We start from the raw sequence: 21,674 nt of genomic DNA on the forward strand, positions 1-21,674 counted from the left end.
GATCTGCGAAAATGTCGGTGCGTCGGGTCATGATGGTCGGGTGTTGCTCACCGAGATCGTCACCGCGTCCGCCGAGCTGGCGGCCACCCGGTCGAGGAAGGCGAAGATCGCCACCCTCGCCGCGGTGCTGCGCGCCGCCGAGACGGCCGAGCTGCCGGCCGTGATCGCGTACCTCACGGGGCAGACGGCGCAGGACCGGCTGGGCGCGGGGTGGCGCACGCTCGCGGAGCTGGCCGTCGAGCCGGCCCCGGAGCCGTCCGTCGAGGTCCGGGAGGTCGACGAAGCGCTCACGGAGGTCGCGGCGGCTTCGGGCGCCGGGTCGGTCAAACGCCGGGCCGAGGTGCTCACGGCGTTGTTCACGCGGCTCACTCGTGGGGAACAGGAGTTCCTCTTCCGGCTGGTCACCGGAGAGCTGCGGCAGGGCGCGCTGGAGGGCGTGATGGTCGACGCCGTCGCGGCGGCAGCCGAGGTGGACGCCGCCGACGTGCGGCGGGCATTCATGTTGTCCGGCAAGCTTTCCGTCACGGGCTACGCGGCGATGACGGGCGGCTCGGCACGGCTGGCCGAGTTCCGGCTCACGCTGGGGCGCCCGATCAAGCCGATGCTCGCGTCGCCCGCGGAGTCGCTCGACGAGGCGGTGGCGGAACACGAGCGCGCGATCGTCGAGTACAAAATGGACGGTGCGCGCATCCAGGTTCACCGCCAGGGCACGGACGTGCACGTGTACACGCGCACGTTGCGGGAGATCACGGCCAGCGTCTCCGAGCTGGTGGACCTCGTGCGGGCGCTGCCGTGCGAGTCGGTGGTGCTCGACGGCGAGACGCTCGCGCTCACCGACGACGGCCGGCCGCGGCCGTTCCAGGAGACGATGAGCCGTTTCGGCAGCACGCGCGAGGAACAGGTGCGGGCCTTGCTGCTGCGGCCGTACTTCTTCGACTGCCTGCACCTCGACGGCGTGGACCTGCTCGACGCGCCGTTGTCGGACCGCAACGCGGCACTGCGGAAGGTCGCGGGCGAGCACGTGATCCCCGGCGAGGTGGAGCCGGCCGACGCGGCGGCGGTGCTCGACGCGGCGATGGCGGGCGGCCACGAGGGCGTGATGGTGAAGGACCTGGCGTCGCCGTACGCGGCGGGGCGCCGGGGCCGGGCGTGGCTGAAGGTGAAGCCGGTGCACACCATCGACCTCGTCGTGCTCGCGGTGGAGTGGGGCCACGGGCGGCGCACAGGCACGCTGTCGAACCTGCACCTCGGCGCGCGCGACCCGGACGGCGGGCCGCCGATCATGGTGGGCAAGACGTTCAAGGGCATGACCGACGAGCTGCTGGCGTGGCAGACGAAGCGGTTCCAGGAGATCGAGACCCACCGGGACAGCTACACCGTGTACGTGCGGCCCGAGGTCGTCGTGGAGATCGAGCTCGACGGGGCGCAGATCAGCACGCGGTACCCCGGCGGGCTGGCGCTGCGGTTCGCGCGGGTGGTGCGGTACCGGCCGGACAAGGAGGCGGCCGACGCCGACACGATCGACACCGTGCGCGGCCTCCTGCGCGGTGACCGGTCCGCATGACATCCGGACACCACCGGCCAATTCGCCCGGCCGGGGCCGAAAGGCCAGACGAAAGTCGATGTTGTGCGCTCCGGCGATGCATGAGAGTGGGCTGTACCGCATCGCTCACCACTGGGGAGACGACATGACTTTTCGGGTTCGGCCCGCCGTCCGGCCGATGACCCTGCTCGCGGGTGTCGCGCTGGCCGTCACGGCCGTGGCGGCTCCGGCAGGCGCGGCCACGCACGCGCCGGCGCCCTCGCTGCACCACTTCTCGGCGGCGGCGAAGTCGTTCATCGGCGCGCACACGGTGGCCGACCGCGTCGCGAAGCTCGACGCGGCGATGTCCACGCTGCCCAGGGAAAGCGTCGCGTACAACGCCACGAAGCTGTGGAACCAGGGCATCACGGGCGCGGGCGCCACCGTCACCACGCTGGTGTCGTTCGGCGACGACCAGGTGAAGCAGGTGCTCGACGAGTACTCCCAGCGCCACGGCCTGCCGCCGGCCAACGTCGAGGTGCTCCAGCCGTCGGGTTCGGTCCCGGCGTGCACCGACCCGGGTGTCGACACGGCGACGTGTGAGTCCTGGGGCGGCGAAACCGACCTCGACGTCACGATGATGCACGCGATGGCGCCCAACGCGAAGATCATCGTCGCCGCGACGCCGGTCGCCGAGACACAGGGCTTCACCGGGCTGCCCGAGATGATGAACGCCGTCGACTACCTCACGAAGCACAAGCTCACCGACGTGATCTCGATGAGCTTCGGCACCACCGAGGAGAACTTCCCGTCGTTCCAGTCCATCAAGACGCTCGACCCGGCGCTGGAGCGCGCGAGCAAGGCGGGCATCACGATGGTCGCGTCCTCGGGTGACGACGGCCCGACCGGCGGCTTCCTGCAGGGCCCGGGCAACTACCCGTACCGCGTCGCGAGCTGGCCGGCCAGCGACCCGCGCGTGACCACGCTCGGCGGCACGCAGCTGCACCTCGACTCGACCGGCGCCCGCACGAAGCCGGACGACCTGGTGAACGTCGCCGACAACGGCTTCGGCGAAGGCGCGGGCCTGTCGAAGGCCTACGCGCGCCCGGCGTGGCAGGACGGCGTCAAGAAGATCACCGGCAGCAAGATGCGCTCGTTCCCGGACATCAGCATGGAAGGCGTTTCCGGCACGTCGCAGTCGGCGCCGCTGTTCGCCGGTGTGCTCGCGCTGGCGGTGCAGGCCAACCACGGCAAGCTCGGCCAGATCAACCCCGCCCTCTACGAGAAGCTCGGCCCCAAGGGCGCCAAGGCCGGCATCGTCGACGTCACGACCGGCGACAACAGCCAGGACGGCGTCGAGGGCTTCACCGCGGCCCCGGGCTTCGACATCGCCAGCGGCTGGGGCACGGTCGACGCGTCGGTCTTCGTCCCTGCCTTGGTGAAGGCTCTGCGTTAAAGAAGGCACTTCGCTGACGCAGCTCTGAACGACTACGGCGAAGGGCGCGACCCACGGGCCGCGCCCTTCGCCGTACTTGCCACCGAGTCAAGTCAGCAGCTCGCCGCGTGACCCCGAAGCACCTCCCACGCAGCCCCGCCTTCGGCTACGGCCGCCAACGCGTCAAACACGACCGCTGCCGAACGGCGCGACCCGAGCGCTTTCCGCCAAGGCAAGTCAACAGCCCGCAACCAGCCGCTCGAAAACCTCCGCCTCGGCCCGATCCGCAGCCACCACGGACAGCTCGGCCAGCACCACCCGAAGCTCACCTGCGCCGAGGCCGACCGCGGCCGCAACCCGCCCTGGATCGACCTCCGCGGCCAGCCCCATCGTCACCGCGAACTCGGCCACCGCCTGCTCGGCCGCTACCCCGGGTCGCAGCTCCGCCAGTGCCGCACGCGCCGCGTCGGCGGCGTCTCCGTGTGCCCGCAGCACGAGTGGAAGAAACAGCGCGTGCAGAAGGCCGTACCCGAGCCCGAACCGCGTGGACACCACGTCGCACACCTGGTGCGCCACACCAGGCCGCCCCAGCTCGTGGAGCGCGTGCCCAGCCAGGCCGGCGCCGGCCAAGGCGTCTTGGCACGTCGAGAGATCACCAGCCCCGGCGGCAAGCGAAGCGAGGCTGTCCCACAGCAGAAGCAGTCCTTCGCGAGCCGACGCAAGCGCTTCCTCGCTCGCCGGATGGCACAGCACCTCCAGGCAGTGCGCGAGGGCGGTGCTGCCACTGCTCGCCACGACCTCGCGTGGCAGCCCGGCGACGAGTTCCGGGTCGTAGAGCACCGCGCGGGGCAAAACCCGGCCGGACGTTCCCGTTTCCTTGCCGCGGCCGGTGGTGACGAAGTAGCGCGAGGTGCGCTCCGCACCGGAAAAGGTGGTCGGAACAGCGATCAACGGCAGCCGCAGTGCGAGGGAAACGATCTTGCCCAGCCCGATCGCCGAGCCGCCGCCGATGGCCAGCACCGTGTCGGCGTGGGTTTCCTGTGCCGAGCCGACGGCGAGATTGACCTGGTGGGCCGGCACGTGCGCGGGCACGTCCGACCACCGGCCGAGGTAGCGCCCGCCGAGCAGACCCGGCAGCCGGGCGACGACCGGATCCGCCGACCGGGAAGCCACCGCCAGCACGCGGCGGCAACCCAGCGCGTCGGCCACGGCCGGGAGTTCTCGCAGGGATCCGCTGCCCCACACCAGGTTCTGCTCCGCCGCGGCGTCCCGGGACCGGTGGACGGGGTCAGCGGTCCGCGCCACCGTGACCGTCCGGCGTGTACTGCAGCAGGTGCCGACCGTAGACGTCCGAGCCGATCGCGGTCAGCGCCGCCGGCACCGGCTCGGGGTCCTGCAGGAAGGGCTGCGCGACGTCGCACGGGTGCTGCCACGTGGCGAACTCCAGCGCGATCTTGTTCACCGGGTCCTCGAAGTAGATCGAGTGGCAGAAGCCGTGGTCGAGTTCGCTGTTGACCTTGATCCCGTTCTCCTCCAGCACCGATTTCGCGTGCTGCAGTTCCCCCTCGGAAGGCACCGTGATCGCGAGGTGGTTGCCCGCCCCGAGCAACGAGTTGTCCGCGGCGATCTCGACGTCCGTGAACTCGAAGAACGCGATCGTGTCCTGCTCACTGATGCGGAAGAAGTAGTGCCGGCTGCCGGCGAGGTTCCCGGGCACCGCACCGGGAAACGGGTCCGGGTCGGGCAGTTGCAGCGTCACCACAATGGGAAACCCGAGAATCCCGTGGTAGAACTTCACGGTTTCTTCCATGTCATTGGTGACGAAAGCCATGTGATGACACCCGGTCGTCCGAATCCCCACGGCGATTCCTCTCACTGTTCCCGGCGATGCGAGAATGACAGTACGCGTAATCTTGTTTCCACGTCAACGAGATTTCTGCAAAGGCCCCTCGCGGCCCAACGCGGGCACGCTCGGTTACGGTGTGGGCGTGACCGCGACCCACGGGGAACGCCCGGTGCCCCACCTCTCGGAGGACGAGCTCCTCGCCTGGCGCGGGCTGCTCGAACTGGAAGCCCGCGTGCTCGGCGTGCTCGACGCGGAACTGCGCGCGGACCACGACCTGTCGATCGCCGAGTTCGACACGCTCTACCAGCTGTGGCTCCAGCCCGGCGGCCGGTGCCGCATGAAGGACCTCGCGGAGAAACTGCTGGTCAGCCGAGGTGGGGTGACCAAGCTGATCACCCGGCTGCGCGGCCGCGGCCTCGTGGCCCGCGTATCGCGGCCCGGGCAGCAAGCCGTCGACGCGCAGCTGACCGAGACCGGCGAGGCGCTCCTGGCGAAGGCGATGGACACGCACTTCGACGGCGTCCGCCGCCTGGTCACCTCCCGGCTGTCCGCCGCGGAGCTGCACACCCTCCGCACGGTCACCACACGCCTGCGCGAGCCGCCCGCCTGAGCACCCCCGACGGGGTGACACCGGGTCGTTTCGGCTGGGTCCGAGCAGGCCGGAACCGTAATCTCACCGCATGCCACCGACGCGACTGACCCGGATCTGGTTCGGGGTGACGGCCCTCGTGGTCCTGATCGGCCTCGTCACGCAGGGCTTCGTGACCGCGGGAACGCCGGGCCGCTACGCGTCGGCGGGCGCGCGCGTGGCGAACATGTTCGCGTACTTCACGATCGAGTCGAACGTGCTGGTGCTGCTGGCTTCCGCCGCGTTCGTCGCCGGTGCGCGGGCCGGCGGGCTGCTGCGCGTGCTGTGGCTCGACGCGCTGATCGGCATCGCGGTAACCGGCGTGGTCTACCACGCCGCGCTGTCGGGGCTGGCCGACCTCAGCGGCGCGGCCCTGTTCGCCGACGTCATGCTGCACACCGTGTCACCGATCATCGCGGTGCTCGGGTTCCTCGTCGCATCGCCGCGCATCCTGCGGTGGCACACCGTCGCGTGGTCAGTCTGCTGGCCCCTGGCGTGGCTGGCGTTCACGCTGATCCGCGGTGCGCAAGGCGGGTTCTACCCGTACCCGTTCGTCAACGCCGCCGAGCTCGGCTACGGCCGCGTGGCCGTGAACTGCGTGCTCATCGCCGTGTTGTTCGTCGCGCTGGCGAGCGTCGCGAAGGTCCTCGACGGCTGGCTCACGCACGCACCCGCCGAAACGCGTTCAGCGGATCGTTGATCCCCGTGTGCACCAGCGCGCGCCACGCACCACGGCCGCGGTCCGCCGGTTTGCCCGCCGCCAGGCGGTGCAGCTGCTGCGTGTGCCACTGGACTTCGAGCAGGCTGTCCGCCAGGCGGATCCCGGTGTGCGGGCACAGCCGCTCCGCGCGTACGTCCTCGCCCGCCAGCAACCGCGCCGGCAGATCCGGGTCGACGGTCAGCGGCCGGCCCAGTCCGATCACGTCCAACGCCCCGGACCGCAGCGCTTCCGCCATCCCGGCGGCGGTGGTGAAGCCGCCGGTGACCATCAGCGCGACGTCGCTCACCTGCCGCGCTTTCGCCGCGTAGTCCAGGAAGTACGCCTCACGCCGCGCGGTGCTCTCGCGTCCGGAGCCCATCATCACGGCCTTTTCGTAGGTACCGCCCGAAATCTCGAGCAGGTCGATGCCCGCGTCGCTCAGCGCGCGGACCACGCGCAGCGACTCGTCCTCGTCGAAGCCGCCGCGCTGGAAGTCGGCGCTGTTGAGCTTCACCGACACGGGCACGCCGTCGCCGACCGCCGCGCGCACGCGGCGCACGAGCTCCAGCAGGAAGCGGCTGCGGTCGCGGCCCCACTCGTCGTCGCGGAGGTTCGTGAGCGGGGAGAGGAACTGCGAGATCAGGTATCCGTGGGCGCCGTGCAGCTGCACGCCGGTGAACCCGGCGTCGACGAACGTCCGCGCGGCCAACGCGAACCGGTCCACGATCGTCTCGATCTCGTCGCCGGTCAGCGCGCGCGGAGCTGCGAACGCCGTCCGGACGCCGCGGTTGCCGAACGGCACCGCGGAAGGCGCGACCGGTTGCCTGGAAAGGAATCGTGGGCTCTGCCGGCCGGGATGGTTGAGCTGCACCCACAGCTGCGCGTCGGTGCCGGCCACGCTGCGCGCCCACGGCTCGTACGCGGTGGGATCGGGGACGGCGGGCAGCGCGACGTTGCGGGGTTCGCCGAGCGCGGCGGGGTCGACCATCACGTTGCCGGTCACGAGCAGGCCCGCCCCACCGTGCGCCCACGTGCGGTACAGCTCGGCGAGCTCGCGCGTCGGGGCGTTGCGGCGGTCACCGAGCTGCTCGCTCAGCGCCGACTTCCCCAGGCGGTGCGGCAGCACGGCCCCGCAGCGCAGCTTGAGGGGTTCGGCCAGCAGATCCCGTGCGGCGGTCATGGGCGGCTCCCGTCGTCGCGGCTAACTTACCGGGAGTAAGTCTACCCGAAAGTAGATACCGGCGGTATGTCAGCTGGACGGGCGCCTGGGCACTAGGGTCTGCAGAGCATGACGGCGATAGTGCAGAACCTGGTCACGTCGGGCGTGTTCGAGCTCGACGGCGGCAGCTGGGACGTGGACAACAACGTGTGGATCGTCGGCGACGACACGGAGGTGATCGTGATCGACGCGGCGCACGACGCCGACGCGATCGCCGACGTAGTCGGGGACCGCGCGCTGCGCGCCATCGTCTGCACCCACGCCCACAACGACCACGTCAACGCCGCTCCCGCGCTCGCCGAACGCACCGGCGCGCCGATCCTGCTGCACCCGGCCGACCGTGTCGTCTGGGACCTGACGCACCCGGACCGCGCCCCGGACGGCGACCTCGCCGACGGCCTGACCGTCACCATCGCCGGCACCGACCTCAAGGTGATCCACACGCCGGGCCACGCCCCGGGCGCCGTCTGCCTCCACGCCCCGGACCTCGGCGTCCTCTTCACCGGCGACACCCTGTTCCACGGCGGCCCCGGCGCCACCGGACGGTCTTATTCGGACTACCCCACCATCGTCAAGTCCATCCGCGAACGCCTTTTCTCCCTCCCGGACGCCACCTCCGTCCGCACCGGCCACGGCGAGGGCACCACGATCGGCGACGAGAAGGCGGCGTCGAAGGACTGGCCGGAAAGCTGAGCCGGGCGCGGAAAGCTAAGCCAGCCGGGCCAGCGCGTGGGCAGAAGGGCTGCCCGGATCGGCGTGGTAGATCAGCACATCCCACTCCCCACCCGGCACCGTGAGCACCTGCCGCCCCAGCGACAGCTCGCCCGCCACCGGGTGGCGGAAGACCTTGCGCGGCGCGGCGTTCGTGCGTACGTCGTGGCGGGGCCACCAGCGGGCGAAGTCCGGGCTGGCGGCGAGGAGCTCGGTGACGAGCGCGGCCAGCGCGGGATCGCGCAACGCCGTCCGGGCGCGGAGCATCGCCGTGACGTTGAGGGCCATCGCGGCCCAGTCCGGGTGCAGGGAGCGCACCGAGGGGTCGAGGAAAAACGCGCGGGCGAGGTTGGTGCCCGGGCGGTACATCGGCGCCAGCGCGACGGCGAGCGGGCTGGCGGCGAGCACGTCCATCCGCCGTCCCCACGCGAGCGCCGGGGCGGAGTTGTGCTCGACCAGCTCGCGCACGCCTGCCGGCAGCTCCCCGCCGGTGATCCGGGGCGGCGACGCGAGCCGGTGGAGGTGGGCGGCGCCGTCGTCGCCCAGGCGGAGCGCGCGGGCCAGCGCGTCGAGCACCTGGGGCGACGGGTGGCGGTCGCGGCCCTGTTCGAGGCGCACGTAGTAGTCGACGCTCACGCCCGCGACGGCGGCCAGCTCCTCGCGCCGCAGCCCCGGCACGCGGCGCGGGCCGTCGTCGGGCAGGCCGACGTCGGCGGGGCTCACCAGCGCCCGCCGGGCGCGCAGGAAGTCGCCGATGGCGTTCATCTCCCCAGGTTAACCGTGGGTGGCCCTGTCGCGGCCTGGTGACGGCCGAGCCCGGCGACGACGCTGGCGGCCATGATCACAGCCCTCGTGAGCGGCGCCAACAAGGGTCTGGGCCGCGAAATCGCCCGCGGTCTGGCCCGCCGGGGCGCCACCGTCCTGCTCGGCAGCCGCGACCTCGGCCTCGGCGAGAAGACCGCCGCCGAACTCCGCGCCGAAGGCCTGGCCGTGACGCCGGTCCGGCTCGACGTGACGTCCGAATCGGACATCGACGACGTCGCCCGCCACCTCGAAACCCGCCACGGCAAGCTCGACGTCCTCGTCAACAACGCCGGCGCCCGCTTCTCCGTCGAGCCCGCCGAGCTGACCGCGGAACACCTTCGCCGCGCCTACGAAACGAACCTCTTCAGCGTCGCCGACGTGACGCACCGGATGCTGGGCCTCCTGCGGGCCGCGGAAGCTCCGCACGTCGTCAACGTCGCCAGCACCTCCGCGTCGCTCGCCCTCACCACCGCCGAGGGCTCGCAGTTCGCGGCCGCGACGGACACCATCGCCTACTCGTCGTCGAAAACCGCGCTCGTCATGCTCACCATCCGCTACGCGACCACCTTCCGCGCCGACCCCGCGTACGCGCACTTCCGCATCAACGCCGTCACCCCCGGCTTCATCGCCTCCGACCTCAACGGCCACACCGGCCCCCGCACCGCCGAACAGGGCGCGCGCGTGGTCCTCGACCTGGTCGCGCAGGGCGCCGCGGCGCCGACCGGGGCGTTCCTCAACGAGGACGGTCCCGTGCCCTGGTGACCTCGGGACGTGCGCCGTGCCCGGCCCGCACCGACGGGCGCTCAGCCTGCTTTGAGGCGCGGCGGAACGGGCTCGGCCCGCACGCGCGCCCGCGCCTCGCCGGCCAGCTCGCGAGCCCACGCCTGCAGGCCGGGGACGTCGATCCCGTGCGGCGGAGCGGCCGCGAACGGCTCGAGGTTGGCCGCACCGCGCTCCAGCAACGCGACAGCGCCCGTGCCGTTGCCGCGCAGGGCGTGCGTCATGCCGACGGCCAGCTGCGCCAAGCCGCGCCACAGCTCGCGCTCGGGGCCGTCCGTGGCCTTCCACGCGTCCTCGAAGACCTCGTGGGCGTGGAACGGGCGGCCCTCGTCGAGCAGCTGCTGGGCTTCGGTGAGCGTCTCACCCGGGGTGCGGACCACGCCTTCCGGCTGGCGGGCGACGCCGTCGGCGCCGTACGGCAGGGGCCGGCCGAGGCCGTCGCGCGGGCGGGCGTTGCGCGCTCGGCCCGTTTCGTCGCGGTCACGGCCGTTCATAACAGCATTGTTCCACGGGTCACGCCGGGTTCGCGTCGGCGGCGTCAGGCACGTAGTCTGGTGACTCGTGCGCTTTCTCGATGGGCACGTGCCCCCTCACGACCTGACCTACGACGACGTGTTCCTGCTGCCGAACCGCTCGGACGTGGAGTCCCGCTTCGACGTCGACCTGTCCACTGTGGACGGCACCGGTGCGACGATCCCCGTGGTGGTGGCCAACATGACGGCCGTCGCCGGGCGGCGGATGGCCGAGACGGTGGCCCGCCGCGGCGGCTTGGTGGTGCTGCCGCAGGACGTGGACACCGCGGCGGTGGCCGAGATCGTGACGTGGGTGAAGAGCCGCCACACCGTCTGGGACACCCCGCTCGTGCTCACGGGCGGCGACGCCGTGGCCGACGCCCTCAACCTGGTCCACAAGCGTGCCCACGGCGCCGTCGTGATCGTGGACGGCGAAGGCCGCCCCGTCGGCGTTGTCGACGAAGCCGCGTGCGCGGGCGTGGACCGCTTCGCGCGCCTGGCCGAGATCGCGCAGCCCGCGACCGTCGCCGTGCCGCTGGACACGCCGCCGCGCGAGGTGTTCGACCTGCTCCACGCCCACGGCGGGCGCCTCGCGCTCGGCCTCGACGCCGACGGCCGCCTCGCCGGCGTGCTGACCAGCGTCGGCGCGCTGCGCGCGGGCGTCTACACCCCGGCCACCGACGCCGGCGGCAACCTGCGCGTGGCCGCCGCGATCGGCGTGAACGGCGACGTGGCCGCGAAGGCCGAGGCCGTGCTGGCCGCGGGCGTCGACACGCTGGTCGTCGACACGGCCCACGGGCACCAGGAGAAGATGATCGCCGCGCTGAAGGCCGTGCGCGCGGTGTCGCCGGCCGTGCCGGTGGTGGCGGGCAACGTCGTCACCGCCGAGGGCACCCGCGACCTCATCCACGCGGGCGCGGACGTCGTGAAGGTCGGCGTCGGCCCGGGCGCCATGTGCACCACGCGCATGATGACCGGCGTCGGCCGGCCGCAGTTCTCCGCCGTCGCCGAGTGCGCCGCCGCCGCGCGCGAACTGGGCAAGCACGTCTGGGCCGACGGCGGCGTCCGCCACCCGCGCGACGTCGCGCTGGCGCTGGCCGCGGGCGCCTCGGCCGCCATGGTGGGCTCCTGGTTCGCCGGCACCCACGAATCCCCGGGCGACCTGCGTTACGACGAGCAGGGCCGCCCGTACAAGGAGTCGTTCGGCATGGCGTCCAAGCGCGCCGTCGGCGCCCGCACGCGCACCGACAACGTCTTCGAGCGCGCCCGCAAGGCGTTGTTCGAAGAGGGCATCTCCACGTCGCGCATGGCCCTGGACCCCAACCGCCCCGGCGTGGAGGACCTGCTCGACTCCATCTGCTCGGGCGTCCGCTCCTCCTGCACCTACGCCGGCGCGCGCACGATGGAGGAATTCCACGAGCGCGCGTTGCTGGGCGTGCAGTCGGCTGCGGGGTTCGCCGAGGGACGGCCGCTTCCTTCCGGCTGGTAGGACTTCGTGAAGAAGGGCTCCCGAGCACTCGCCCGGGAGCCCTTCTTCACGAGCGGATCAGCCGTGGTCCTCCAGCATCTCCGTCACCAACGCCGCGATCGGCGACCGTTCCGAGCGCGTCAACGTGACGTGCGCGAACAGCGGGTGACCCTTCAGCTTCTCGATCACCGCCGAGACGCCGTCGTGGCGGCCGACGCGGAGGTTGTCGCGCTGGGCGACGTCGTGCGTGAGGACCACGCGCGACGCGGTGCCGAGGCGGGAGAGCACCGTGAGGAGCACGTTGCGTTCCAGGGACTGGGCCTCGTCGACGATCACGAAGGAGTCGTGCAGCGAGCGGCCCCGGATGTGGGTCAGCGGGAGCACCTCGAGCATGCCGCGGTCGAAGACCTCGTCGAGCACGTCCTGGCTGACCAGCGCGCCGAGGGTGTCGAACACCGCCTGCGCCCAGGGCTGCATCTTCTCGCTCTCGGACCCGGGCAGGTAGCCGAGGTCCTGGCCACCGACGGCGTAGACCGGGCGGAACACCACGACCTTGCGGTGCTGGCGGCGTTCCATCACCGACTCGAGGCCGGCGCACAACGCGAGCGCCGACTTGCCGGTACCGGCGCGGCCACCCAGCGACACGATGCCGACGTCCGAGTCGAGCAGCAGGTCGAGTGCCACACGCTGCTCGGCGGAGCGGCCGTGCAGGCCGAACGCCTCGCGGTCGCCGCGCACCAGCCGCACGCGCTTGTCCGCCGTGACGCGGCCCAGGGCGCTGGAGCTGCCCGCGAGCAGCCGCAGGCCGGTGTGGCACGGGAGCTCACCCACGTCGGGCAGGCCGAACTCGACCGGGTCGACGGTGCCGCCCGAGAAGAGGCTGTCGATCAGCTCCTGAGGGGCGTCCACGTCGGCCATGCCCGTCCAGCCCGACGGCGTGACCTCGCCCGCGCGGTACTCGTCGGCGGCCAGGCCCACGGCCCCCGCCTTGACCCGCAGCGGGATGTCCTTCGTCACCAGCGTGACCGACGGCCGTTCCACCGCGAGGTTGAGCGCGCACGCGAGGATGCGGTGGTCGTTGGAGTCGGTCCGGAAGCCCACGGGCAGCACCGACGGGTCGGTGTGGTTGAGCTCCACCTGCAGGGTGCCGCCCTCTTCGCCGATCGGGATCGGCGCGTCGAGCCGGCCGTACTTGAGCCGCAGGTCGTCGAGCAACCTGAGCGACTCGCGGGCGAACCAGCCGAGCTCGGGGTGGTGGCGCTTCGCCTCCAGTTCACTGATGACGACCAAGGGCAGCACGACCGCGTGTTCGGCGAACCGCGTCACCGCCCACGGGTCGGAGAGCAGCACAGACGTGTCGAGCACGTACGTGGACTGCCCGGATTCGGGCGAGATCGAGGCTTTCTCCGGGCCAGAGGCACCGGTCGAAGAACGGCCAGAGGCCTTGCGGGGTGAACGCTGCGCAGTCACGACGGCATCTCCCTCGAGGGCGTGTTGCACCCCACGCCCGCACTCGCTGGGCCGGGCACCTCCCTGGCTGGGTCCGCACTCCCTGACGTTGGCTACGTCAGCGCGCGCGGCCACGAGGGCCGGGTGCCGGCCCCCTCGTGCATCGTGTGGGCGGCTGTGCCGCCCCCTCGATCAACGCCACGACCAGGGCCTCCCGCGAGGACCCGCACGGAACGCGTGCCCTCACTTCCGGAAGGTACCGACGGATCGCGGTTCGTGCAGGCAGCCACACAGGTGATTCGCTCATTCGTCACCTCACCGTAGGTCGTCCGACATCGACGACCCGTCACAGTCACGCTGCGTTACCATGCCAGCGATCGAGCGATCACGCGGTGGCATGATCATGGAAAAAAGATCACCGAACGCGTTCGAATTATCGGCGCAAAAGCTTGTACCACGAGGCGGACGAGAATGCAGTTCGCGTCCTGAAGACAGGACCGGACCGGGTGAACCACGCGATTTCGGCCTCACACAATGGGCGTACCCGGCATTCATTTCGGCCTCGGCGAGGGTAATTTTCTCACTGCGGGACACACCACCGGAAACTTCGGTGCCCCGGATCCCAGATATCTCTACCTAGGAGTGTGCGAAGTGCTGAAGAAGGCTGGAATCGTCGCCGGTGCCGCTGCGGGCCTGATGATGATCGGCGGCACGGCGTTCGCCTCGCCGGCAGACCACGGCTACACCCCGGACCCGACGTTCGGCGACGCCTACGCGACCTTCATCGAGGGTGGCGGGGCCCTGGGCTTCGGTGCCGCCTCGCTGGTCGCCGGTGCCTACACGGGCATCGCCACCACCCCGGCGCTGGTCCTCCACTCGCTGGAGCACCACGGCTGATAGCCGACCTCGGCTACGGAAGGGCCCCCGGAGTTCCGACTCCGGGGGCCCTTCCGCGTTTCTCGGGCCGGGCTCAGGCGCCTCAGGTTCCGAAGCGGCGGTGGCGCCAGGCGTAGTCGCGAAGCGCGCGAAGGAAGTCGACGCGCCGGAATGCGGGCCAGTAGGCCTCCGTGAACCAGAATTCCGAATGCGCCGACTGCCAGAGCAGGAATCCGGAAAGCCGCTGCTCTCCTGACGTTCGGATAATAAGGTCGGGATCCGGCTGGCCGGACGTGTAGAGGTGCTCCGAGATGTGGTCCACGTCGAGGATTTTCGCCAGCTCACGGATCGACGTGCCCTCGTCGGCGTGCTGCAGCAGCAGCTTGCGCACGGCGTCGGCGATTTCCTGCCGCCCGCCGTAACCGACGGCGATGTTGACCTCCATGCCCGTCCGGTCCTCCGTGCGGGCCGCGGCGGCGGTGAGCCTCTTCGCGACGTCCAGCGGCAGCAGGTCCAGCGCCCCCATGATCCGCAGCCGCCACGGCACGGCGGGACCCGCCAGCTCGTCGGTGACGTCGGTGATGATCTTCAGCAGCGGCTCGAGCTCGTCGGGGTCGCGGTTGAGGTTGTCGGTCGAGAGCAGCCACATGGTGACGACCTCGACGTCGGCCTCGCGGCACCAGCTGAGGAAATCGGCGATCTTCTTGGCACCCGCGCGGTGCCCGTCGGCCACGTCGGTGAACCCGGCTTCCCGCGCCCACCTGCGGTTTCCGTCGAGCATGATCGCGATGTGCCGCGGATGGCGGCCCCGCGCCTGCTGGATCAGGCGGCGGCCGTAGACGCTGTAGACGATGTCGGACAGGAAGGACCGGAGGCTCACGTCGGCTGAGCGTACGCACCCCCGCGTCGCACGTGTGACGCGCCACGGGGGGTGGCGAAAAACCTACGCTCCCGTAGCGTGGGGTCGGTGAGCGTGACGACCGAACCCCCACCGTCCGGCCCTGCGCCAGTGGACACCCGCCCGCGCCTGCGCGGCCACATCCACTTCTGGTCCTTCTTCGGCGCCGTCGCGGGGACCGCCGTCCTCGTGAGCCTCGCCGCGTCGACCGTCTCGCCCCTGGCCGCTCTCGCGACGTCCGTCTACGGCCTGACCGTGCTCGGCGTCTTCGGCGTGAGCGCCCTGTATCACCGCCGCCTGTGGAGCCCGCGCGCGTACAAGTGGATGAAGCGCGCCGACCACTCGATGATCTTCCTCTTCATCGCCGGCACCTACACCCCGTTCACCCTGCTGGCCATGTCGAAGCCCACGGGCTACATCATCCTGGCCATCGTCTGGGGCGGGGCGCTGCTCGGCGTGGCGATGAAGATGCTCTGGCCACACGCGCCCCGCTGGCTGGGCGTGCCGATCTACGTCGCCCTGGGCTGGGTGGCCGTCTTCGTCATGCCGGAACTCGCCGAGCACGCCGGCGTCGCCGCCCTGGTACTCATCTGCGTCGGCGGCCTGTTCTACACACTGGGCGCGGTGTTCTACGCGGTGAAGTGGCCGAACCACTGGCCGGACACCTTCGGGTACCACGAGTACTTCCACGCGTGCACGGTGCTGGCGGCGGTGTCGCATTATGTCGCGATCTGGCTTGTGCTCTACGCATAGCCAGGGTGTTTCGAGAGGTTGATCCCCTCACTCCTCGATTCGGTCTCTCCGGCCGGGATCGAGGACCATGCTGCCGATGTTCGTCCACTCGAATCGCTCGCGCCATGTCGTGGCGCGGGTGCACCAGCCCCACAGGGCCTCGACGACCTGGGGGCGATTTCTGGCGTATGCCTGGAAGTGTTCCTGCGGGCCACCAGCCCGGTACTCGATCTGATAATCACCCTGCGGACGCCGCATCGACTGGATGTAGTGCACGTCGGGTGCGGCGGTTCTTTCGATGATCAGGAACTGACCCGCGGTTCGCTGGTAACCGACGTCGTTGCGGATCAGCTCTTCGGTGAGGTTGTACTTGGTGAAGCCATTCGACCACCGCATGATCGCGTCGGACACGACGGGGCCCGCGGGTTCGGCGCTCGGCAAGGCAGCGACTTCCACGGACGGCCGAGCGAGTTGCGCGCAAGGCTCCTCCCAGCAGTCGCGAGCATCTTCTCCGACCCCGTAATCCCACGGGAGCGCCGGCGCAGCCTCGAACGACGGATGTCGTTCCCGGTGCTCCGGAGCAACCACGCTCACGTTTCCCGTCAGCTTCCGGCGGCCACGAATGAGGTCCCTCGGCTTGCCCTCGCGCACGTAGACCGAAGCCAGCGCCAAGGCTTTCGCCGGCATCATGCCTCCCCTCGACGGAGTACTGGGACCGCGCAATTCCAGCCAGTGCCCCACCGAAGCGATCCGGAGGAGCTGGTCCTCCGTGCAGGTCAAGACCCAGTGCGCGGTTTCGGCCTCGCCGTACTGAACCAGGTACCCGGCAATGCTCGAATCGCTGGCGTCGATCATTCCCGCAGCCTATTGCCGCCGGCACGCGAAACTGCCGGTTACGCCCTGGGCGCGGTGTTCTACGCGGTGAAGTGGCCGAGCCACTTTCCACGCGTGCACGGTGTCGCTACGCCTGACTCACCTCAGCAACAGGAACACCGCCGCCCCCACAGTCCCCCTGCTGACCAAAACCAGGAGCGCGTAACGGAACGTCGTCGCCCAACCGGCTTTGGCGGCGGTGAGCAGGGTGGCGTGGCTGGTCCCCCGGGTGGCTGTCAAGGCCAGGACCTCCAGTGATGGGGATGGAATCCCCCCAGGCGACCGCAGAACCGACGCCTGGCCGAAGGGTAGCGGGCGGCCCGGGGACGCCGCGAGGGGCCGATCAGGTGGCGTCGCGCCAGGTGTGAATGGAGAAGGCGGCGCCGGAGCGGCGGAGCTCGACGGCCGAGGCGTCGGCGAAGTGGGCCGGGAGGACCAGTTCGCCCGAGTCGGCGGCACGGGCCAAGACGCGGGTGCGCGTGGTGGCGGCCTGAACGGGGTCTTCGCAGAAGCAGCTGCTGTGTGCGGGCGCCAGGATCTGCACGGGGCTGTGCAGCAGATCTCCCACGAAAACGGCGCGGTCCGAACCGGAAGTCAAGCGCAGCAAGGAAGAACCGGGCGTGTGGCCGGGCGCGGACTCCAGGACCAGGTTGTCGTCGATGCGGTACGAGTCGTCCCACAGCACGGCGCGGTCGAGGATCGGCGCGATGCTGTCGGCGTAGACGAGAAGGCTGCCCTGCAAACGAAGCGGGTCGACGGACCGGCGGTGCGCGTTGCGCGGGTCGAACCACTCCCGGTCGGCGCGCGGGATCAAGTAGGTGGCGTTCGGGAAGGCCGGGACCCAGCCGTCGCCGTCGGCGCGGGTGTTCCAGCCGACGTGGTCGTAGTGGATGTGGGTGTTGACCACGACGTCGACGTCCTCCGGTTGCACCCCGGCGGTGGCCAGGCGCGCCAGGAAGTCCGTCTCCAGGTGGTCGAAAAGCGGGATCTGGGGACGGCTGCGGCCGTTGCCGACGCCGGTGTCCACGAGGATCGCCTTGCCCTCGCTGCGCAGCACCCACGTCTGCACGGCGGCGTGGTACGCGTCGGCCTCGGGGTGCCAGTGGTCGGGCGCGAGCCAATCCCGGTTGTTCCGCCAGAGGTCCGCGGGAGCGTCCGGCAGAACGGCGGAGACGGGCGCGATGTCGCCCGACCATTCGACGACCTTGGTCACTTCGACTTCACCGAGCTGAATCATGTCTTCGACGTTAACCACCAATAATGAGCATTCCAATGCTCGTCATCCGCATTTGGATGCGTGAAAGTCTCACCGACGTATGCTGGGGCGCATGGATGTGCTCAGTGACGCGATCGCCGTGATGCGCACCGGCGAGCCGTCGTCCAACCGGCTACGCGTCGGCGGCGAGTGGTGCTACCGCTTCGCGCCCTACGCCGGGGCCGGGTTCCACGTGGTCCTGCGCGGCACGGGCTGGCTGCTCACCGAAGGCGAACCCGTGCAGCTCAGCCCCGGCGACGCCGTGCTCCTGCCCCGGGGCGCCACCCACGTCCTGTCCGCCGCGCCCGACGGCCGGCGCGCCGTCCCGTTCGAAACCGCCGTCGACGACCCGGCGGGCGGCACGGACCTGCTCTGCGGCAAGTACCGCTTCGACCGCTCGCGCGCGCATTTCCTCGTCGAGGGCCTGCCCGACGTCGTGCACCTGCCTGCCCGCGTCGGCGAGCACACCGAGCTGCGCACGGCCATCACGCTGCTCGGCGGGGAGGTGCACGGCAGCCGGCCGGGTCGCGACGCCGCCGTCGCCGGGCTGCTGGACCTGCTCCTCGTCTACCTCGTGCGCGCGTGGTTCGCCGACCACCCGCAAGCCGGCTGGCCGAAAGCGTTGCAGGACCCCGAAATCGCCGCGGCGCTGCAGGCGTTGCACGCTGACCCCGCACGCGCGTGGCGGCTCGAGGACCTGGCCGCCGAGGTCGGCCTGTCACGCGCGACGCTCGCCCGCCGCTTCACCGCCCTCACCGGCCGCGCGCCGATGGCCTACCTCGCGTGGTGGCGCATGGCCACCGCCGCGCGCCTCCTGCGCGACGGCGACCGCGCGCTGCTCGCCATCGCGCGGCAGGTCGGCTACGGCTCGCCGTACGCGTTTTCCCACGCCTTCAAACGACATTTCGGCGTGGCCCCCGGCCAGTACCGGCTCAGTCCCGCAGCATAGGCGCGGCGAGGAACTGCGCCGGGATCGCGAAAGCGTCCACCAGCGTCCGGGCGTGGGGCCGCAGCTCGGCGCACAACTCGTTCACCGCGGCGGTCACGGCCTTGGAGCGGGAGGCCGTGAGGCGGCCGTGCTCGAGGAACCAAGCCCGGTCCTCCTCGATCGCCGACAGCGCGTGCAAATCGCACACCCGCGAGAGCAACGCCTTGGCCTCCGGATCGGAGCAAGCGTCGACCGCGCGGGCGAACGCCGACAGCACAAGGTGATCCACGTGCACCCGGCCGGCGCGCAGCACGTGGTCCTGCGCGGCGTTGAAGACGCCGAACGGGTCGTCGGCGGCGTTGCGCAGACGGTTGGCGACGCCGTCGAGCACGTGCTCCTCGCGGTCCTCGAACAGGCGCAGCTGCCATTCGCGGTCGAAGAGCACCTCGGCGTCGTCGGATTCCGTCAGGCGCTCCACGACCTTGCGGGCCGAGGTGCGCTCCAACACCGCGCCCACGAGTTGCTCGGCGACGAAGCGCGCGGTCGCAAGTGGACTGAGGTCCTCGAAGTGCTCTTTGTATTGCGTGAGAAGGCCTTTGGCCACGAGCTGGAGCAGCACCGTGTTGTCGCCTTCGAACGTGGTGAAGACGTCGGTGTCGGCTTTGAGGCCGGCCAAAAGGTTTTCCGACAGGTAACCGGCGCCGCCGCAGGCTTCGCGGGCGGCCTGGATCGTGGCGGTGGCGTGCCAGGTGTTGGCGGCTTTCAGGCCGGCCGCGCGGGATTCCAGTTCGCGCTGTTCCTCTTCCGGCGCGTCGGGCGCGATGTCGTTCAGCTTCGCGACGAGTTCTTCCTGCGCGAAGTGCAGCGCGTACGTCTTCGCGAGCGCCGGCAGGAGTTTGCGCTGGTGGCCGAGGTAGTCGAGGATCACGACCTCGTCGCCGCCGGGGGTCTTGAACTGCCGGCGCTGCTCGCCGTAGCGGATGGCCAGCGTCAGCGCGCGTTTCGTGGCGCTGCCGGCGCTGCCGCCGACGCTCACGCGGCCGCGGATGAGCGTGCCGAGCATCGTGAAGAAGCGGCGGCCGTCGCTTTCGATGGGGCTGGAGTACGTGCCGTCCTCGGCGACGTCGCCGAAGCGGTTCAGCAGCGCTTCGCGCGGGACACGGACGTGGTCGAAGGCCAGGCGGCCGTTGTCGACGCCGTTGAGGCCCGCCTTGCGGCCGCAGTCCTCGATCGTGACGCCGGGCATCGGCGCGCCTGCGTCGTCGCGGATGGGCACGAAAAACGCATGCACACCACGGGATTCGCCGCCAGTCACGAGCTGCGCGAACACGACGGCGGCGTGGCCGTCGCGCGCCGCGTTGCCGATGTATTCCTTGGTGGCGCCGGGATCCGGGCTGTGGATCACGAACTCCTGCGCCGCCGAGTCGTACGTCGCGGTGGTGTGCAGGTGCTGCACGTCGGAGCCGTGGCCGTGCTCGGTCATCGCGAAGCAGCCGAGCAGGTCGAGGTCCATGATGCGCCGCAGGTACTTCTCGTGATGGCGTTCCGTGCCGAGGAGCTGCACGGCGCCGCCGAACAGCCCCCACTGCACGCCGGCCTTGACCATCAGCGACAGATCGCCGAGGCCGAGCATCTCGAACGACACCACGGAACCGCCGATGTCGCTCTGCCCGCCGTACGCGCGGTCGAACCCGAGCGCCGGACGGTCCGTGGCCGCGAGTTCGCGCAGCTGGTCGAGCACCTGCGCACGGTGCGCCTCGACGTCCAGGTCCACCGGGTCGCGGAACTCCTCGGCCGACATCTGCGCGCGCACGCCGCCGCGCAGCTCGGCCCAGCGGCCGTCGAGGACGGCGGTGAGCGCGTCCGGGTCCACCTTCGCGGGAACGGCAGGAATGTCCACGGCTCCTCCTCGGCGTGACTGGCTACTCATTGGTAAGCCTGCTCCCGCGGCCGCGTCGTCGCAGGTCGAGGTGACGAAGACGACTCGATCGTTTGGCGCGTGCCGCACCGGGGAAAGCCCGCGGCGATGAGTTCGCAAGTCACCGCCACGTGGGTCTCGGCGATCGGCAGCGCCGGCTCACTGCTCGGGTTCGCGTCGTACGTGTGGATCATGCTGCTCAACCGCAAGGACCAGCCCGAGATCCGGCAGCAGGAACAGGCCCACTCCGTGTCCGCCTGGCTCGACGAGGGCCGCCGCCACGACCGCGCCGAGGACTACGTCGTGTGTGTGCACAACGGCGGCGACGCCCCCGCGTTCGACTGCACGATCACCGTGCGGCGCCCCGACGAAGACACCCCGCACCGCCTGCGGCTGGCCATCGTCCCGCCGGGCGCCACCGCCGTGCGCGGCCTGCCCTTCGGCCACACCCAGCTCCCCGCCGACGACCTCTACTCCACCGCCGCCGTACCCGGCCTGGAGTTCACCGACTCGCACGGCGGGCACTGGGGGCGGGACTCCGGCGGGCTGCTGACGCGCACGGACCGCCGGACCGTGCGGGGACGGTGGCGCTCCCGGGTCTGACGGGACCCACCCGGCTGACGAACGCGCGGCCGTGACGATCAGCAGCCGCCCTCTGCGCGAGGGGAACTCTCGCGCCGCGGCCAAGACCGCTACCCGGCCCGCGACACCATCGCGGGACGCGCAACGGATGGTGGTCGGCCCCCCCCCCCCCCATGCAGGGAATCGCGCCGCGGGCGAAACACCACACCACCACGGGCGGCAGCGAGAACCCGGGTTCGACAGCCCCTCCGCGAACACCAACGTGAGACCGCAACGGACGGGTGGTCGACTCACGGGCGACGGGGACTCTCGCGCCCTGGGCCAAACACCGCACCACCACAGTCGAGAGGCAGCGAAGGCCCGTGCTCGGCCCGCAAACACCATCGCCAGACCGCGACGAACGGCGATCGGCTCACCCGCGACGGGGACACTCGCGCCCTGCGCCAAACACCGCACCACCACAGTCGAGAGGCAGCGAAGGCCCGTGCTCGGCCCGCAAACACCATCGCCAGACCGCGACGAACGGCGATCGGCTCAC

The 21,674-nt window shown here is 71.0% G+C and carries 21 protein-coding genes; 11 read left to right on the forward strand and 10 right to left on the reverse strand.

The window, feature by feature from the left end; all coding sequences use genetic code 11:
- Positions 1–40: 40 nt before the first annotated feature.
- Positions 41–1,564, forward strand: a complete 1,524-nt coding sequence (locus AB0K15_RS16975; protein WP_364050477.1) for an ATP-dependent DNA ligase — start codon at positions 41–43, stop codon at positions 1,562–1,564.
- A gap of 124 nt (positions 1,565–1,688) precedes the next feature.
- Positions 1,689–2,978, forward strand: coding sequence for a S53 family peptidase (locus AB0K15_RS16980; RefSeq protein ID WP_364050480.1), 1,290 nt, complete (start codon positions 1,689–1,691; stop codon positions 2,976–2,978).
- Positions 2,979–3,194: 216 nt separating this feature from the next.
- On the opposite strand, the gene AB0K15_RS16985 is transcribed toward AB0K15_RS16980, so the two are convergent.
- Together AB0K15_RS16985 and AB0K15_RS16990 are read right to left on the reverse strand one after the other, a co-directional pair.
- On the reverse strand, positions 3,195–4,262 hold the full coding sequence (locus tag AB0K15_RS16985; protein WP_364050483.1) for an iron-containing alcohol dehydrogenase: 1,068 nt from the start codon (positions 4,260–4,262) through the stop codon (positions 3,195–3,197).
- A complete protein-coding gene (locus AB0K15_RS16990) occupies positions 4,246–4,788 on the reverse strand; it encodes a VOC family protein (protein WP_364050486.1) in 543 nt (180 codons plus the stop codon). The genes AB0K15_RS16985 and AB0K15_RS16990 overlap by 17 nt, the downstream gene beginning before the upstream one ends.
- Positions 4,789–4,945: 157 nt before the next feature.
- Between AB0K15_RS16990 and AB0K15_RS16995 the strand changes: the two genes are divergently transcribed.
- Together AB0K15_RS16995 and AB0K15_RS17000 are read left to right on the forward strand one after the other, a co-directional pair.
- Positions 4,946–5,413, forward strand: coding sequence for a MarR family transcriptional regulator (locus AB0K15_RS16995; protein ID WP_364050489.1), 468 nt, complete (start codon positions 4,946–4,948; stop codon positions 5,411–5,413).
- A 70-nt stretch (positions 5,414–5,483) separates the two neighbouring features.
- Positions 5,484–6,131 carry a Pr6Pr family membrane protein gene (locus tag AB0K15_RS17000; protein WP_364050492.1) on the forward strand — a complete coding sequence of 216 codons (648 nt, stop codon included), beginning with the start codon at positions 5,484–5,486 and terminating at the stop codon, positions 6,129–6,131.
- On the opposite strand, the gene AB0K15_RS17005 is transcribed toward AB0K15_RS17000, so the two are convergent.
- A complete protein-coding gene (locus AB0K15_RS17005; RefSeq protein WP_364050495.1) occupies positions 6,091–7,311 on the reverse strand; it encodes an NADH:flavin oxidoreductase/NADH oxidase family protein in 1,221 nt (406 codons plus the stop codon). The genes AB0K15_RS17000 and AB0K15_RS17005 overlap by 41 nt on opposite strands.
- A gap of 108 nt (positions 7,312–7,419) precedes the next feature.
- On the opposite strand from AB0K15_RS17005, the gene AB0K15_RS17010 reads away from it, so the two are divergent.
- Positions 7,420–8,043 carry an MBL fold metallo-hydrolase gene (locus AB0K15_RS17010; RefSeq protein WP_364050498.1) on the forward strand — a complete coding sequence of 208 codons (624 nt, stop codon included), beginning with the start codon at positions 7,420–7,422 and terminating at the stop codon, positions 8,041–8,043.
- A 15-nt stretch (positions 8,044–8,058) separates the two neighbouring features.
- On the opposite strand, the gene AB0K15_RS17015 is transcribed toward AB0K15_RS17010, so the two are convergent.
- Positions 8,059–8,826: a helix-turn-helix transcriptional regulator gene (locus AB0K15_RS17015; RefSeq protein ID WP_364050501.1), complete on the reverse strand. Its 768-nt coding sequence runs from the start codon at positions 8,824–8,826 to the stop codon at positions 8,059–8,061.
- Between the two features lie 72 nt (positions 8,827–8,898).
- Between AB0K15_RS17015 and AB0K15_RS17020 the strand changes: the two genes are divergently transcribed.
- On the forward strand, positions 8,899–9,627 hold the full coding sequence (locus tag AB0K15_RS17020) for an SDR family NAD(P)-dependent oxidoreductase (RefSeq protein WP_364050504.1): 729 nt from the start codon (positions 8,899–8,901) through the stop codon (positions 9,625–9,627).
- Positions 9,628–9,668: 41 nt separating this feature from the next.
- On the opposite strand, the gene AB0K15_RS17025 is transcribed toward AB0K15_RS17020, so the two are convergent.
- Positions 9,669–10,139: a DUF309 domain-containing protein gene (locus AB0K15_RS17025; protein ID WP_364050507.1), complete on the reverse strand. Its 471-nt coding sequence runs from the start codon at positions 10,137–10,139 to the stop codon at positions 9,669–9,671.
- 67 nt (positions 10,140–10,206) lie between these two features.
- Here AB0K15_RS17025 and AB0K15_RS17030 point away from each other — a divergent pair, with 67 nt between their 5' ends.
- The gene (locus tag AB0K15_RS17030; protein ID WP_364050510.1) at positions 10,207–11,646 is read left to right on the forward strand and encodes a GuaB1 family IMP dehydrogenase-related protein; all 1,440 of its coding nucleotides are present in this window, start codon (positions 10,207–10,209) and stop codon (positions 11,644–11,646) included.
- Positions 11,647–11,703: 57 nt separating this feature from the next.
- Here the strand turns inward: AB0K15_RS17030 and AB0K15_RS17035 are convergent, their stop codons facing one another.
- Positions 11,704–12,990 carry a PhoH family protein gene (locus AB0K15_RS17035; protein ID WP_364050925.1) on the reverse strand — a complete coding sequence of 429 codons (1,287 nt, stop codon included), beginning with the start codon at positions 12,988–12,990 and terminating at the stop codon, positions 11,704–11,706.
- 735 nt (positions 12,991–13,725) lie between these two features.
- Here AB0K15_RS17035 and AB0K15_RS17040 point away from each other — a divergent pair.
- The gene (locus AB0K15_RS17040; protein ID WP_364050513.1) at positions 13,726–13,971 is read left to right on the forward strand and encodes a hypothetical protein; all 246 of its coding nucleotides are present in this window, start codon (positions 13,726–13,728) and stop codon (positions 13,969–13,971) included.
- Positions 13,972–14,053: 82 nt separating this feature from the next.
- Here the strand turns inward: AB0K15_RS17040 and AB0K15_RS17045 are convergent, their stop codons facing one another.
- Entirely contained in the window at positions 14,054–14,830 is a 777-nt protein-coding gene (locus AB0K15_RS17045; protein ID WP_364050516.1) for an isoprenyl transferase, read from the reverse strand.
- Between the two features lie 87 nt (positions 14,831–14,917).
- On the opposite strand from AB0K15_RS17045, the gene AB0K15_RS17050 reads away from it, so the two are divergent.
- On the forward strand, positions 14,918–15,601 hold the full coding sequence (locus AB0K15_RS17050; protein ID WP_364050519.1) for a hemolysin III family protein: 684 nt from the start codon (positions 14,918–14,920) through the stop codon (positions 15,599–15,601).
- Between the two features lie 27 nt (positions 15,602–15,628).
- Here AB0K15_RS17050 and AB0K15_RS17055 read toward each other — a convergent pair whose 3' ends face one another.
- The gene (locus AB0K15_RS17055; RefSeq protein WP_364050522.1) at positions 15,629–16,435 is read right to left on the reverse strand and encodes a hypothetical protein; all 807 of its coding nucleotides are present in this window, start codon (positions 16,433–16,435) and stop codon (positions 15,629–15,631) included.
- 361 nt (positions 16,436–16,796) lie between these two features.
- Positions 16,797–17,690: an MBL fold metallo-hydrolase gene (locus tag AB0K15_RS17060; protein ID WP_364050525.1), complete on the reverse strand. Its 894-nt coding sequence runs from the start codon at positions 17,688–17,690 to the stop codon at positions 16,797–16,799.
- Between the two features lie 91 nt (positions 17,691–17,781).
- Between AB0K15_RS17060 and AB0K15_RS17065 the strand changes: the two genes are divergently transcribed.
- Positions 17,782–18,657: an AraC family transcriptional regulator gene (locus AB0K15_RS17065; RefSeq protein ID WP_364050528.1), complete on the forward strand. Its 876-nt coding sequence runs from the start codon at positions 17,782–17,784 to the stop codon at positions 18,655–18,657.
- Here the strand turns inward: AB0K15_RS17065 and AB0K15_RS17070 are convergent.
- Positions 18,641–20,536 carry an acyl-CoA dehydrogenase gene (locus tag AB0K15_RS17070; RefSeq protein WP_364050531.1) on the reverse strand — a complete coding sequence of 632 codons (1,896 nt, stop codon included), beginning with the start codon at positions 20,534–20,536 and terminating at the stop codon, positions 18,641–18,643. The two genes, AB0K15_RS17065 and AB0K15_RS17070, sit on opposite strands and share 17 nt — an antisense overlap.
- A gap of 126 nt (positions 20,537–20,662) precedes the next feature.
- On the opposite strand from AB0K15_RS17070, the gene AB0K15_RS17075 reads away from it, so the two are divergent.
- Positions 20,663–21,157 carry a hypothetical protein gene (locus AB0K15_RS17075; RefSeq protein ID WP_364050534.1) on the forward strand — a complete coding sequence of 165 codons (495 nt, stop codon included), beginning with the start codon at positions 20,663–20,665 and terminating at the stop codon, positions 21,155–21,157.
- Positions 21,158–21,674 lie beyond the last annotated feature (517 nt).

Source organism: Amycolatopsis sp. NPDC049253 (assembly GCF_040678995.1).
Classification (GTDB): Bacteria; Actinomycetota; Actinomycetes; order Mycobacteriales; family Pseudonocardiaceae; genus Amycolatopsis.

Bases quoted from the DNA above. Each gene is read 5' to 3' on its own strand.
- AB0K15_RS16980 (WP_364050480.1), top strand. From the start codon at position 1,689: ATGACTTTTCGGGTTCGGCCCGCCGTCCGGCCGATGACCCTGCTCGCG.
- AB0K15_RS16990 (WP_364050486.1), bottom strand. From the start codon at position 4,788: ATGGCTTTCGTCACCAATGACATGGAAGAAACCGTGAAGTTCTACCAC.
- AB0K15_RS17000 (WP_364050492.1), top strand. From the start codon at position 5,484: ATGCCACCGACGCGACTGACCCGGATCTGGTTCGGGGTGACGGCCCTC.
- AB0K15_RS17005 (WP_364050495.1), bottom strand. From the start codon at position 7,311: ATGACCGCCGCACGGGATCTGCTGGCCGAACCCCTCAAGCTGCGCTGC.
- AB0K15_RS17010 (WP_364050498.1), top strand. From the start codon at position 7,420: ATGACGGCGATAGTGCAGAACCTGGTCACGTCGGGCGTGTTCGAGCTC.
- AB0K15_RS17015 (WP_364050501.1), bottom strand. From the start codon at position 8,826: ATGAACGCCATCGGCGACTTCCTGCGCGCCCGGCGGGCGCTGGTGAGC.
- AB0K15_RS17020 (WP_364050504.1), top strand. From the start codon at position 8,899: ATGATCACAGCCCTCGTGAGCGGCGCCAACAAGGGTCTGGGCCGCGAA.
- AB0K15_RS17025 (WP_364050507.1), bottom strand. From the start codon at position 10,139: ATGAACGGCCGTGACCGCGACGAAACGGGCCGAGCGCGCAACGCCCGC.
- AB0K15_RS17055 (WP_364050522.1), bottom strand. From the start codon at position 16,435: ATGATCGACGCCAGCGATTCGAGCATTGCCGGGTACCTGGTTCAGTAC.
- AB0K15_RS17060 (WP_364050525.1), bottom strand. From the start codon at position 17,690: ATGATTCAGCTCGGTGAAGTCGAAGTGACCAAGGTCGTCGAATGGTCG.
- AB0K15_RS17065 (WP_364050528.1), top strand. From the start codon at position 17,782: ATGGATGTGCTCAGTGACGCGATCGCCGTGATGCGCACCGGCGAGCCG.
- AB0K15_RS17075 (WP_364050534.1), top strand. From the start codon at position 20,663: ATGAGTTCGCAAGTCACCGCCACGTGGGTCTCGGCGATCGGCAGCGCC.